Source organism: Homoserinimonas sp. (assembly GCF_056262345.1).
In genome coordinates, this window is sequence record NZ_JBACFR010000038.1 from 1 (window position 1) to 13,363 (window position 13,363).

At 64.6% G+C, this 13,363-nt stretch carries 15 protein-coding genes; all 15 read left to right on the forward strand.

What is annotated here, in order from left to right; genetic code table 11:
* Positions 1-364, forward strand: a 364-nt coding sequence (locus AC062T_RS01715) for an HAD hydrolase-like protein (protein ID WP_476026809.1), incomplete at its 5' end; no start/stop codon positions are given.
* Between the two features lie 35 nt (positions 365-399).
* Positions 400-582, forward strand: a complete 183-nt coding sequence (locus AC062T_RS01720) for a hypothetical protein (protein ID WP_476026811.1) — start codon at positions 400-402, stop codon at positions 580-582.
* On the forward strand, positions 579-1,391 hold the full coding sequence (locus tag AC062T_RS01725; RefSeq protein WP_476026813.1) for a TlyA family RNA methyltransferase: 813 nt from the start codon (positions 579-581) through the stop codon (positions 1,389-1,391). Before AC062T_RS01720 ends, AC062T_RS01725 begins: the two co-directional genes overlap by 4 nt.
* 49 nt (positions 1,392-1,440) lie before the next feature.
* Entirely contained in the window at positions 1,441-2,442 is a 1,002-nt protein-coding gene (locus AC062T_RS01730; protein ID WP_476026815.1) for an NAD kinase, read from the forward strand.
* Positions 2,439-4,142, forward strand: a complete 1,704-nt coding sequence (recN, locus tag AC062T_RS01735; protein WP_476026817.1) for a DNA repair protein RecN — start codon at positions 2,439-2,441, stop codon at positions 4,140-4,142. Before AC062T_RS01730 ends, recN begins: the two co-directional genes overlap by 4 nt.
* 51 nt (positions 4,143-4,193) lie before the next feature.
* Complete coding sequence (locus AC062T_RS01740) at positions 4,194-5,909, forward strand: CTP synthase (RefSeq protein ID WP_476026819.1); 1,716 nt, start codon at positions 4,194-4,196, stop codon at positions 5,907-5,909.
* A gap of 5 nt (positions 5,910-5,914) precedes the next feature.
* Positions 5,915-6,466, forward strand: a complete 552-nt coding sequence (locus AC062T_RS01745; RefSeq protein ID WP_476026834.1) for an NUDIX domain-containing protein — start codon at positions 5,915-5,917, stop codon at positions 6,464-6,466.
* 5 nt (positions 6,467-6,471) lie between these two features.
* Complete coding sequence (gene xerD, locus AC062T_RS01750; protein WP_476026821.1) at positions 6,472-7,392, forward strand: site-specific tyrosine recombinase XerD; 921 nt, start codon at positions 6,472-6,474, stop codon at positions 7,390-7,392.
* A 137-nt stretch (positions 7,393-7,529) separates the two neighbouring features.
* A complete protein-coding gene (locus AC062T_RS01755) occupies positions 7,530-8,423 on the forward strand; it encodes a ParA family protein (RefSeq protein ID WP_108515956.1) in 894 nt (297 codons plus the stop codon).
* Positions 8,407-9,246, forward strand: a complete 840-nt coding sequence (locus AC062T_RS01760) for a segregation and condensation protein A (protein ID WP_476026823.1) — start codon at positions 8,407-8,409, stop codon at positions 9,244-9,246. Before AC062T_RS01755 ends, AC062T_RS01760 begins: the two co-directional genes overlap by 17 nt.
* Positions 9,236-9,841, forward strand: a complete 606-nt coding sequence (scpB, locus tag AC062T_RS01765; protein WP_476026825.1) for an SMC-Scp complex subunit ScpB — start codon at positions 9,236-9,238, stop codon at positions 9,839-9,841. Before AC062T_RS01760 ends, scpB begins: the two co-directional genes overlap by 11 nt.
* Complete coding sequence (locus AC062T_RS01770) at positions 9,828-10,664, forward strand: pseudouridine synthase (RefSeq protein WP_233245407.1); 837 nt, start codon at positions 9,828-9,830, stop codon at positions 10,662-10,664. The genes scpB and AC062T_RS01770 overlap by 14 nt, the downstream gene beginning before the upstream one ends.
* Positions 10,661-11,767, forward strand: a complete 1,107-nt coding sequence (locus AC062T_RS01775; RefSeq protein ID WP_476026828.1) for a prephenate dehydrogenase — start codon at positions 10,661-10,663, stop codon at positions 11,765-11,767. Before AC062T_RS01770 ends, AC062T_RS01775 begins: the two co-directional genes overlap by 4 nt.
* Positions 11,740-12,450, forward strand: coding sequence for a (d)CMP kinase (cmk, locus tag AC062T_RS01780; RefSeq protein WP_476026830.1), 711 nt, complete (start codon positions 11,740-11,742; stop codon positions 12,448-12,450). Before AC062T_RS01775 ends, cmk begins: the two co-directional genes overlap by 28 nt.
* A 41-nt stretch (positions 12,451-12,491) precedes the next feature.
* Positions 12,492-13,363, forward strand: an 872-nt coding sequence (locus tag AC062T_RS01785; protein WP_476026832.1) for a GTPase, incomplete at its 3' end; no start/stop codon positions are given.

A 13,363-nucleotide genomic window follows, 5' to 3' on the forward strand; every position in this document is an offset into this window, starting at 1 on the left:
TATTCTCGGCGCGAATCGCGCCGGTTTGCGTTCGGCGCTGGTTCTGACGGGCATCGACGGGCCGAAGCAACTCCTCGCTGCGAGTGGGCCCATGCGCCCCGAACTGATCCTCACCGATCTGAGCGAGCTGACTCTGCCGTACCCGGCCACAGAGTTCGAGGCAGACGGAGTAGTGCGGGTGCGCGATTCCGTCGTGCGGATGAACGGTCACCGCGTGGAGCTCGTTGTCCCTGGCTCCCACGATGATCTGGTGCGAGCATCCTGCGCGGCGGTCTGGGCATCCGGACTCGCTATATACGGCATTGACGTCGACGGGCTGTTGATGGATGCGCTCGGCATAGCGCGGGATGACTCGCGGCGATGAGCCCATCCCCGGCGGCTGTGTGGTGCAATTGATCTGTGTCTGATCACGAGAAGTCCACTGATTCCGCATCCGCCCTAAGCGGTGGCGACGAGGGCGCGCTGCTGTCGCGCGTGCGACTGATCGAAGACCAGCCGCTGGAATCTCGCGCCGCTGCGTTCGCTCATGTGCACGATGAATTGCAGGCCATGCTCGAGGGCGCGGAGCCCCGAGACCGGTGACTGACGCGCCGGAGAACGATGGCCCACAACGGCTCGACGCTGCCCTTGCACAGGGGGCGGCGCGCTCGCGAACCCATGCGGCCCGCTTGATTGCGGACGGACTGGTTTCTGTGGACGGCACGACGATTCTTAAGCCGTCGTTCAAAGTGCGCCCCGGCAGCAGAATCGACGTGGCCGGAGCTGACCACTATGTGAGCAGGGCCGCCCACAAGCTTATCGCCGGCCTCGACGCTTTTGCCCTCTCGGTCGACGGCAGAAATGCTCTGGATGTCGGCGCATCGACGGGCGGGTTCACTCAGGTGCTGCTTGAGCGAGGCGCGCGACGGGTGATCGCCCTCGACGTTGGACACGGTCAATTGGATGCCGCGGTCGCCGCCGATGAGCGTGTCGTCCTTGTGGAGGGCTTCAACGCGAGGTCGATGACTCCCGAATCGTTGCAGGCTGCCGCGGGAGAAACGGGCTCACTCGACCTGGTTGTTGGCGATCTGTCGTTCATCTCATTGACGATGGTGATTCCCGCGCTCGTTGAGACAGTGGGCACCGCCGCCGATTTTGTTTTGCTCATCAAGCCGCAGTTCGAGGTGGGGCGCACCGGCATTCGTGAAGGCATCGTTCGCGACGCTGGGCTGCGCAACGACGCCGTGTGTGGCGTGCTGTGGGCGGCGTGGGACGTGGGCCTCGGCACGGCGGGCATCATTCCTTCCCCCATTCTCGGAACCACGGGAAATCACGAGTATGTGGTGCACATGAGCGCTTCGGGGAGCAATCCGACAGAATGGTTGGAGCGGGTTTCTGACCTCTGTGCCTAGTGGTCCGAGTTCGCGTCCTCCGTATCCACCCGAAGCAAGGAGTGCCAGAGTGTCTGCTGCTGCCCACGGTTCCTCGCTGTCGGGAACGCGCAGCATTCTGGTGGTGTCGCATACGGGGCGCGAAGAGTCTCTCGATGCGGCAGCCGAGGTGTGCCGCGAGCTACTGAGGGACGGCGTGATCCCGGTAGCTACTGCGCAGGAGCGTGAGGACCTGTTCGCGCACGACCCTGCGCTGCTGGCGATCCGGAGGCTCGGCGAAGAGGTGGCGATCGACGACCTGGAGATTGCGATCGTGCTCGGCGGGGATGGCACGATTCTGCGAGCCGCCGAGTTGCTGCGCGGCTGCTCCGCCCCCATTCTCGGAGTGAACCTCGGGCATGTGGGCTTTCTCGCGGAGAGCGAGCGCGACGGGCTGCGCGAGACCGTGCGCCGTGCGCTCTCTCGTGACTACCTCGTCGAGGAGCGGATGACGCTCGATGTGCGGGTCAAGGTGGGCGCCGAAATTGTGTACGAGACGTGGGCATTGAACGAAGCGACCGTTGAGAAAGCGAGCCGAGAGCGGATGCTCGAGGTCGTCATCGAGGTCGACAAGCGCCCGCTGTCGTCGTTCGGCTGCGACGGAGTCGTGATGTCCACTCCCACCGGGTCCACCGCCTACTCCTTCTCGGCTGGCGGCCCCATTGTGTGGCCGGAGCTCGACGCGATGCTTCTGGTGCCGCTCAGCGCGCACGCCCTTTTCGCTCGGCCACTCGTAGTTGGACCCGATTCCGTTTTCGCCGTCGAGGTGCTCGATCGCACCCAGGGCACTGGCGTGCTGTGGTGCGATGGGCGCCGCACCTGGGATCTTCCTCCTGGCGCGCGCGTTGTCGTGCGGCGCTCCACCATCCCCGTTCGTCTCGCTCGCTTGCACCAGGGGCCGTTCACGGATCGCCTCGTCAACAAGTTTCAGCTTCCTGTTGCGGGATGGCGTGGACCCACACCTTTTGATGCCACCCGCGAGATTCCCGTGCAGCGCGCGGTATTCGATGAGGGTCGGGGGAGCGCTTCGTGATCGAAGAGATCGTTATCCGCAACCTCGGCGTGATCGGCGAGGCCAGAATGCCGCTGGGCGCTGGCTTCACCGCCCTCACGGGCGAGACGGGCGCGGGTAAAACCATGGTGGTTTCGGCGCTCGGATTGCTTCTCGGCGCGCGCGCCGATAGTGGCGTTGTGCGCCAGGGTTGTGACTCCGCGAGCGTCGAGGGGCACTGGCTCATCGAGGCAGATGGCCCTGTGGCCGAGCGCGTGATCGACGCGGGCGGGGACATCGACCCCGCAGGCCCCGGCAAGGCGGAACTCATTCTCGGCCGCACCATAACCTCTGAGGGCCGCAGCCGCGCCGTTGTGGGCGGGCGCTCTGCACCCGTTGGCGTGCTCGGCGATATCGGGTCGCATCTCGTTGTCGTTCACGGCCAATCCGAACAGCTACGGCTGCGTTCATCCACTGCCCAGCGGGAGGCGCTCGACCACTACGCCGGCGCGCCCTTGGCGTCCCTGCTCCGGGAGTATCGCGAGGTCTTCTACCGCTGGCAAGAAACGCAGGCAGAGCGTGACGTGCTCGTCGCCGAACGCGACCGGAGGGCTCGCGAGGCAGAAGACCTCCGCATTGCGATCGAGGAGATCGAGTCGGTGGCCCCCGAGCCGGGCGAGGATGTTCTGCTCGATGAACGAGCCGAGAAGCTGGCCAATCTCGAAGACCTGCGGATCGCCGCCGACAGCTCCCATCTCTTGCTTTCCGGTGATGTCGACGACACCCCGGCCGCAGCACCGCTTCTCGACATGGCCAGGCGCCAGCTTGAGCGCGTCGCATCCCACGACCCCGCCCTTGCGCCCATCGCGGCCGCAATCGGCGAGGCATCATTCATTGTCGCCGACCTCGGTTCCCAAATTGCCAGCTACGTCGCGGGGCTCGACGCCGACGGGGCGGCAGAGCTCGAGAGTGTGCAGGAACGCCGGGCCGAGCTATCGGGACTCACGCGCAAACACGGACCATCAATTGATGACGTGCTCGCGTTTCTCTCGCACGCGAGCGACCGCCTTTTAGAACTCGATGGTGACAGCGACCGCATCGACGAACTCACCCGTTTGCTCGCAGAAGACACCGCCGCAATCGAGACACTCGCCGACCGGCTTCGCGAGGTGCGGGCAGAGGCGGCGTCTCGCCTCGCCACCGAGGTGACTCGTGAACTTGCGGCGCTGGCGATGCCGGATGCTGCGCTTACCGTGCAGGTCACGGAGGCAACCGAATACAGCAGGACCGGGCGAGACCAGGTGTCCATAATGCTTCGGCCACATGCCGGATCAGACCCGCGCCCTCTGGGCAAGGGAGCCTCTGGCGGCGAACTCTCTCGCGTGATGTTGGCGATCGAGGTTGTGCTTGCGGCAACCAACCCCGTTGCGACGTTCGTGTTCGACGAGGTCGATTCTGGCGTGGGCGGTGCATCCGCCATCGAAATCGGGCGCCGACTGGCGCGTCTCGCGGAGAAGTCGCAGGTTATTGTGGTGACCCATTTGGCCCAGGTTGCCGCCTTTGCCACGAACCACCTGAGTGTGGTCAAAGACAGCGACGGCACGGTGACCGCCAGCAGTGTTCGACAGCTCGAGGGCAATGACCGGGCGGCGGAGATGGCCCGCTTGCTTTCTGGCCTTCCCGACTCGCAAAGCGGTCTCGAACATGCCAAGGAATTGCTGGAGCTCGCCGCCGCCGGTTGACCCACGAATCATCGCGACGCGGTGGACTCCCGGCACTTTGACGGAATCGCAATGATAGGCTGCAACCCCGTGGTGGACATTAATAACGCGGGCATAACTAAGCACATCTTCGTCACGGGGGGCGTCGTCTCCTCGTTGGGCAAGGGCCTGACGGCCGCCAGTCTGGGCAACCTTCTAACGGCTCGCGGTCTCCGCGTTGTCATGCAGAAGCTTGACCCATATCTCAACGTCGATCCGGGAACGATGAACCCGTTCCAGCACGGCGAGGTCTTTGTGACCGACGACGGCGCTGAGACGGACCTCGACATCGGGCATTACGAGCGCTTTCTCGACATCAACCTCGGGCAGTCTGCCAACGTCACGACGGGACAGATCTACTCGCAGGTGATTGCGCGAGAGCGCCGCGGCGAGTACCTCGGCGACACCGTGCAGGTTATCCCGCACATCACCGACGAGATCAAGCGCCGCATGCGCCTGCAAGCCGCGGAGCCGATCGATGGCAGCGCCCGGCCCGACGTGATCATCACAGAAATCGGCGGCACGGTCGGCGACATCGAATCGCAGCCGTTCATCGAGGCCGCGCGCCAGGTGCGCCACGAACTCGGCCGCTCCAACTGCTTCTTTGTGCACGTTTCGCTCGTTCCGTATCTGAGCGCGGCTGGCGAGCAGAAGACGAAGCCGACGCAGCACTCTGTTGCTGCCCTCCGCTCGATCGGGATCCAGCCCGATGCGATCGTTCTGCGCTCCGACCGGCCAGTTCCCGAGTCGATGAACCGCAAAATCGCGCTCATGTGTGACGTTGACCCGGAGGCAGTCGTCAACTGCCCCGATGCGTCGAGCATCTATGACATCCCCACGATCCTGCACGAACAGGGCCTCGACTCCTACATCATCGATCACTTCGGCGTAAAGACCGATGACGTTGACTGGTCGGGATGGAGCCAGCTTCTCGAGGTCGTGCACAACCCGCGTCACGAGGTAACGGTTGGCCTCGTCGGCAAGTACATCGACCTGCCCGACGCGTACCTTTCGGTGACGGAGGCCCTCAAGGCCGGTGGTTTCGCCAACGACGCCCGCGTCACGATCGAGTGGGTGCCCTCAGACGAGTGCGAGACCCCCGACGGTGCTGCACGCATGCTCTCGCACCTCGACGCGATCTGCGTTCCCGGTGGGTTCGGCGTTCGCGGCATTGAGGGCAAGCTGGGCGCTCTGCGCTTTGCCCGCGAGAACGGGCTGCCGGTTCTTGGCCTGTGCCTCGGCCTGCAGTGCATGGTTATCGAATATGCGCGGGATGTTGCCGGCCTTGTCGGTGCATCGTCGACGGAATTCGATCCTGAGACTCCGATCCCCGTTATCGCGACGATGGCGGAGCAGGTTGACATCATCGGCGGCGGCGACCTCGGCGGCACGATGCGCCTTGGTCTCTATGAGGCGGCCCTAGCCGAGGACTCGATCGTGGCGGAGCTGTATGGTGCCCCGATGATCTCGGAGCGTCACCGCCACCGCTACGAGGTCAACAACAAGTACCGTGCACAGATCGCCGAAGCCGGGCTGTCGTTCTCGGGAACCTCGCCCGACGGTCACCTGGTGGAGTTCGTTGAGCTGCCGCGCGACGTGCATCCGTTCTATGTGGGGACGCAGGCCCACCCGGAGCTGCGGTCGCGTCCCAATCGCGCGCATCCGCTGTTCTCTGGCCTCGTCGCGGCAGGTCTTGAGCGCCAGCGCGCTGCCCGGCTTTTTGAGGTCGTAGAGCCGGCTGACGCGTGAGCGACATGCTCGCGGACGAGCCAGCCGAGTTCGCTGTAGTCGAGTCGGAGACGATGTTCTCCGGCCGGGTATGGGACGTACGGCGGGACCGCATCGCGTATGGCGATGCGGAAATCGTTCGCGAGTATGTTGACCACACGGGCGCTGTCGCCGTTGCGGCGATCGACGACCGTGGTCGCATCTTGGTGATCCGCCAGTACCGGCATCCGATCGCCATGCGCGATTGGGAACTCCCCGCCGGTCTGCTCGACATCCCGGGGGAGGACCCTCTTGCCGCAGCCCAGCGGGAGCTGGCAGAAGAGGTCGATCTCGTTGCCGATGAGTGGGCACCTCTTGTGGAGTTCTTCACCTCCCCGGGGGGCAGCAACGAGCTTCTGCGGGTGTACCGCGCACGCGGTGTGCGGGCCACGCCGGAGGCTTTCGTTCGCGGCGAAGAAGAGGCCGATATTGAGACCCGCTGGGTCGAGCTCGACGAGCTGTTGGATGCTGTGAAGGCAGGCAGGGTACGCAACGGAATTCTGGTGACGGCGGCGCTCTCACTCGCAGCGGAACGCTGACGTCGATGACCGAGGTGGCCCTGTCGACACTCGTCGATCGCTATCTGCGGCATCTCGCGATTGAACGCGGCCGGGCTGAGAACACGCTCGCCGCCTATCGCCGGGATCTGACCGCCTACCTGGCCTACCTCGACCGCTGTGGCATCCGTTCACTTGACCTAGTGGCGGCGACACACGTGTCGAGATTCGGTCTGGAGCCGGGTGCCCAGGGCGGCCAGCGCAGCGCTGCTTCGGTGGCCAGAGCGCTCTCGTCCGTGCGCGGGTTCCACCGGTTCTGCCTCGACGAGGGCTATGTGGCTGAGGACGTTTCTGCCGACACCAAACCGCCCAAGCTGCCCCTGCGCCTGCCCAAGGCGATCGCCCTTGACCGGGTGGAGGCGCTCCTCGAGGCCGCATCCGGCGACGACCCCCTGGCGCTCAGGGACCGAGCACTTCTTGAACTCCTGTATGCGACGGGTGCGCGCGTCTCTGAGGCAGTTGGACTGAACGTCGACGACATGCTCCAAGCCGATGAGACCAACGTCGTGCGGCTGCTGGGCAAGGGCGGCAAACAACGCATCGTGCCGTTGGGGAGCTATGCCAAGGCCGCGATCGACGCATATCTGGTGCGGGCCCGCCCGGGAATGTCGGCAAAAGGGCCATCGACGCCCGGGCTGTTCTTGGGCCGACGCGGCGCGCGGCTCTCGCGGCAAAATGCGTGGTTGATTATTCGAGCCCGGGCCGAGCAGGCTGGCCTCGATACCGAGATCTCCCCGCACACTCTGAGGCATTCGTTCGCCACCCACCTGCTCGAGGGCGGCGCCGATGTCAGAGTCGTACAGGAGCTGCTCGGGCACTCCTCGGTCGCGACCACGCAGTTCTACACGCTCGTGACCGCTGACACCCTGAGGGACATGTACACGACGGCCCATCCTCGCGCGCGCTGAGCCCGCGAAGTGTCGCATTCGACTCGGCGATTGCGGGTGCGTCCGACGAGCGGATCGTAATGTGGCCGCTAGAATCGGGGAGGTTGGCAAGCGCGGAGAACCGGCGATCGCCGGTCACAAAAGTAAGGATTGTCGGGATGACAGTACAGCGGAACAAATCGGCCGAACTCGACGGCATTGAGATCCCCGCTGGCCGCGTCGGACCGACGGGACGCCCGTTTCGGCGCTTTGACGTGCCTGAGCCTCTCAACGGTCACGGGCCCGCGCGCATTATCGCCCTCTGCAATCAAAAGGGTGGCGTAGGCAAAACGACCACGACCATCAGTGTCGGAGCCGCTCTGGCCGACTACGGACGCCGTGTTCTTGCCGTCGACTTCGACCCGCAGGGAGCGCTTTCTGCCGGACTCGGTGTTCAGACCCACGACGTCCCCAACATTTACGACCTGCTTCTCGGCTCCCTCAAGGACCCGCACGCCGCCATCCAGAAGACCGGAACCCCCGGGCTCGACGTGATCCCGGCCAACATCGACCTTTCGGCAGCCGAGGTCCACCTCGTCAACGAGGTCGCTCGCGAGCAGATCTTGGCCGGTGTGCTGCGCAAGGTCAAAGACGAGTACGACGTGATCTTGATCGACTGCCAGCCCTCTCTAGGGCTTCTTACGGTCAACGCCCTGACCGCAAGCCACGGTGTGTTGATTCCGCTCGAGTGTGAGTTCTTTGCCCTGCGAGGAGTCGCGCTCCTGATCGAGACCATCGAGAAGGTCAAAGACCGACTGAACCCCGCGATCGAGCTCGATGGCATTCTCGCCACGATGTATGACTCGCGCACACTGCACTCGCGCGAGGTTCTTGAGCGAGTCGTCGAGACCTTCGACGAGAAGGTCTTTGAAACCGTCATTGGTCGCACAATCAAGTTTCCGGATGCCTCGGTCGCCGCTGCGCCGATCACCCAGTTTGCGCCGGAGCACCCCCAGGCGGAGGCATACCGCCAGCTTGCGCGGGAGCTGATCTTCCGTGGCGCCGTCGCCTAGCGTCGTGTCGTTGGGGGAGGGCGGTGCCGACGCGGCCTCCGCTGGCGGCTTCACCGTTACCGTCGGCGATTTTGACGGCCCGTTCGATCTGCTGCTCACCCTCATCGGCAAGCATGAACTCGACATCACTGAGGTCTCGCTGAGTCTCGTGACCAGCGAGTTCATTGCGTACCTGCGCGCGCTCGACAGCGATGACGACCTCAATCAAGCCAGCGAGTTTCTCGTTGTCGCGGCAACACTGCTTGATCTCAAGGTCGCGGGCCTCCTGCCCCAGGGCGAGCTTGTTGACGCCGAGGATGTGGCGCTCCTTGAGGCGAGGGATCTGCTCTTCGCGAGGCTCCTGCAGTACCGGGCGTTTAAGCAGGCCTCTGCCTGGTTTGATGGTCAGCTTGTCGCCGAGTCGACCCGAACGGTTCGTTCTGTACGGCTCGAAGAAAAGTATCGACGGTCGACCCCCGAGCTCGTCTGGACTCTCTCCCTCGAGGACTTCGGAGCTCTCGCCGCGCTGGCATTCGCACCCCGCGAATTGCCCACCGTTGGTCTCGACCATTTGCATGCTCCCCTCGTGAGCATCCGGGAACAGGCAGCACACGTCGTTGCCCTGCTGCGCAGGGGAGACCCCATGACGTTTCGCCAGCTCATCGTCGGCGCCGACGTCAAGGGTGTCGTGATCGCACGGTTCCTCGCGGTTCTTGAGCTCTATCGGGGAGCCGCGATTTCGTTCGAACAGATTGAGCCGCTCGGAGAACTGACCCTGCGCTGGACCGCAGAAAACTGGTCGGACGAGAATCTCGCCAACCTGGGGGCAGACTATGGAAACTGAACACGACATCGTGCCCGGCACAGAAGCTCCTGAGCAGAGCGCCGCACAGCTTGAAGCCCGGCTTGAGGCAATTCTGATGGTCGTCGACGAGCCGCAGGGAATCGTGGCGTTGGCGACGGCGCTCTCCGCCCCCGTGCGGGTCGTGAGACAGGCCATCGACAACCTGGTTGCGGACTTTGACGGAGAGCTCGGCGGGCGTCGCAGAGGATTCGAACTGCGCGAGGTCGGCGGGGGCTGGCGCATCTACGTGCGCGAGGATCACGACGATATCGTTCGTGACTTCGTGCTCACCCAAAACCCCAGCAGGCTCTCGCAAGCCGCTCTCGAAACGCTCGCCGTTATCGCCTATAAGCAGCCGATCAGCCGCGGCGCAATCGCCTCGATTCGCGCCGTGAACGTCGACTCCGTCGTGCGCACCCTGCTGGGCAGGGGCCTCATTACCGAGGCCTTCGCCGACTCGGAGACCGGCGCCATTCACTATGCAACCACCGATCTGCTGTTGACGCAGCTCGGTATCAACTCCCTCGACGAGCTGCCGGCGATTTCGCCTCTGCTCGCCGATGGCTCGGAAGGATTCGATGATGTCCGCGGATAGAAACATGGCCGACCCGTCGTCAGACGGCGTTCGCCTGCAAAAGCTCATGGCCGCGGCCGGTGTCGCCTCGAGGCGGGTCTCGGAGGACCTCATTGCCGCCGGTCGCGTAGAGGTGAACGGCGAGGTTGTCACCGAACTGGGTCGTCGGGTGCTGCCGGAGGACCTCGTTTCGGTTGATGGTGTTGCCATTCAGCTGGACACGACCCGCCGCTACCTCATGCTCAACAAGCCCGTAGGCATCGTGAGCTCCCTGCAGGACGAGCGCGGGCGCCCCGACCTGAGTCGTTACGTTTCGCAGTACGAGGAGCGGCTATTCAACGTAGGGCGCCTCGACGCGCAGACATCTGGGCTTCTGATCCTGACCAATGACGGAGAGCTCGCCCACGTGCTCGCCCACCCGTCATTCGGAGTGATGAAGACCTACATTGCGCGGGTCGAGGGCAAGATGACCGCGCAGACGGTCGCGCGCTTGACCAAGGGCGTTGAGCTCGACGACGGGCCTATCGCTGCTGATAAGGCTCGAATCCTCGCAACGTCGGGCAGCGCAGCCAACGAAACGATGGTTGAGGTGACGCTGCACTCCGGGCGCAACCGCATCGTGCGGCGCATGCTCGATGAGGTGGGTCATCCCGTGATCGACCTCGTCCGCCGCCAGTTTGGCCCCCTGCACCTGGGCACTCTCCAGGCGGGACAGATGCGCGACCTGACAAAGGCCGAAATGGGGGAGCTGCTGACGATCGCCCGTGAGGCTCAAGCGGCGAATCCCACCGCAGCTTCTGACAACGGTGAGCAGGCGGGCGGCAAGGGAACGAAGAAGAAATGAGCGAATCGACTCCCGATCCGGTGCGCACGATAGGGCCAGTGCGCGTTGTCGGCGCCGGTCTACTGGGCGCGAGCGTTGGCCTTGGTCTGTCGGCCAAGGGCATCGACGTGATCGTGCACGACGCCTCGCCCACAGCCCTCAGCCTTGCAATCGACTACGGCGCTGGCCGAAAAGCCCGCGACACCGACGACCCCGCGCTGATCGTGGTCGCCGTCCCGCCGGATTTGACGGCGGAAGTGGTGGCTCAAGAACTCAAGGCTTATCCCGACGCACTCGTCACCGATGTGGCGAGCGTCAAAGTCGCACCGCTCTCTGAGCTGAGCCTTGTCGGCGCCGATCTCTCTCGCTACATCGGCTCGCATCCCATGGCCGGGCGCGAGCGGGGCGGGGCAATCTCCGCCAGGGCAGACCTCTTTATCGGCCGCCCCTGGGTCATCGCCGCCCACGCCGGCATCCCCCCGACGCAGACCGCAGTGATCGAGCGCCTCGCTCTCGACCTCGGCGCCGTTCCCGTTCGCATGTCGGCCGAGGAGCACGATCGTGCCGTCGCCCTGGTGTCACACGCGCCGCAGGCCGTCTCGACACTGCTGGCGCGGCGGCTGGCGGATGCGCCAGAGAGTTCGCTGTCACTTGCGGGACAGGGCCTGCGGGATACGACGCGCATCGCCGCGAGCGACCCCGCGCTCTGGGTGCAGATCATGGGGGCGAACTCGACATACATCATCGAGGTGCTCCGCGACATCCGCACGGATCTCGACGTGCTCATCCATTCGCTGTCGGACCAGGAGGCGAATGGGGCACGCAGGTCGCTCGCCCAGATTCTCGCCGGCGGCAACAACGGTGTGGCCCGCATTCCCGGCAAACATGGAATCGATCGACGCTTCGCGCAGATCGTGGTCAAGGTCGACGACAGCCCCGGCGAGCTCGCCCGCCTGCTCACCGAGATCGGGGAGGCCGGGGTGAACATGGAGGATCTGCGCATCGAGCACTCCCCAGGAGCTGACATCGGTCTCGCTGAGATTGCGGTGCTGCCGGAGGCAGAAGAGCGCCTCGTCGGGGTGCTCGAGGAACGCGGATGGAAGATAGCGGGGGCATACCTGTGAGCACGATAGACAAGATCGTTGTGGCGATCGACGGACCCGCCGGCAGCGGCAAATCCAGCGTGAGCAAGGCGGCAGCCCGCAGGCTGGGCTTCTCGTACCAAGACACGGGGGCCGCCTATCGCGCGCTCGCCTGGTACGTGGCGGAACGCGGAATCGATACCGCAGACGAGGCCGCGGTTGTCGAGGCTCTGCGCGACTTTGATTACGCCATCGGAATCGACCCCGACAACTACTTCGTGCGGGTGGGTGGAGTCGATGTGGAAGAAGCCATTCGGGAGCCGAGGATTTCGGCCATCGTGAGCTCGGTTGCGCGCATCCTTCCTGTGCGTGCTTACCTGGTGGAACTCTTTCGCCACGTGATCGAAACGAGCGATACACCGGGCATCATCACGGAGGGCAGAGACATCACAACCGTGGTGTGCCCGGATGCTCCGGTGCGGATTCTTCTCACAGCATCGGAAGAAGCTAGAATGGCTAGACGCTCCGCCGAGATTTCGGGGCAGTCGGCTGCAGATGTGGCGAAGAACCTCCTCTCGCGCGATGCCCAAGATTCGCGTGTCGTGGACTTCATGAACGCTGCGGACGGCGTTACCGTCATCGACTCCACCGATCTCGACTTCGACCAGACCATCCAGGCGGTGGTCGACCTGATCGACGCGCAGGCGGGTGAATCGGCCTCATAGGCCGACATCACCCCCGGGCCGCATCAACCCAAAGGACCCCCATGTCAGACATCGACGACTTTCCTGAACTCGACGACCAGCTCGGTGAGCGCCTCGCGTCGCTCAGTGACGACGAGGCGGCGGTTCGGGCGCGCGCGCTGCGAGCCGGCCTTGACGACTACGAGCTCGACGACGAGGACTTTGACATCCTCGAATCCGTCACCGATGACCCTGATGCGATCACGTATCTTCCGGCACTGCCGGTGCTGGCGATCGTCGGGCGCCCCAACGTGGGCAAGTCGGCCCTCGTCAACCGCATTCTCGGCCGCCGCGAGGCCGTCGTAGAAGACACCCCCGGTGTGACCCGCGACCGCGTCACTTATAAGGCCGAATGGAACGAACGCCACTTCACTGTGGTCGACACCGGTGGGTGGGAGCCCGATGCCCGCGGTATCGACGCCTCTGTCGCCGCCCAGGCCGAGGTTGCGGTAGACCTCGCCGACGCTGTGCTCTTTGTCGTTGACGCCAACGTGGGCGCAACCGCAACGGATGAGCACGTCGTTCGCATGCTTCGCCAGACCAACCGGCCCGTGATTCTCGTCGCCAACAAGGTTGACGATGTCCGCCAGGAGCCCAACGCCGCTGAGCTCTGGAGCCTCGGACTCGGTGAGCCGTGGCCCGTCTCCGCCGTGCACGGCCGCGGTGTCGCCGACCTGCTCGACCACGTTCTGACGATCCTCCCCGAGATCTCCGCCGTGGCGAAGGAAGAGGTCGGTGGACCGCGTCGCGTCGCCATCATCGGCCGCCCCAACGTGGGCAAGTCGAGCCTGCTCAACAAGGCTGCCGGCGAAGAGCGCGTCGTGGTGAATGACCTCGCGGGAACCACGCGCGACCCTGTGGATGAGCAGGTGGAGATCGCCGGAAAGGTGTGGCG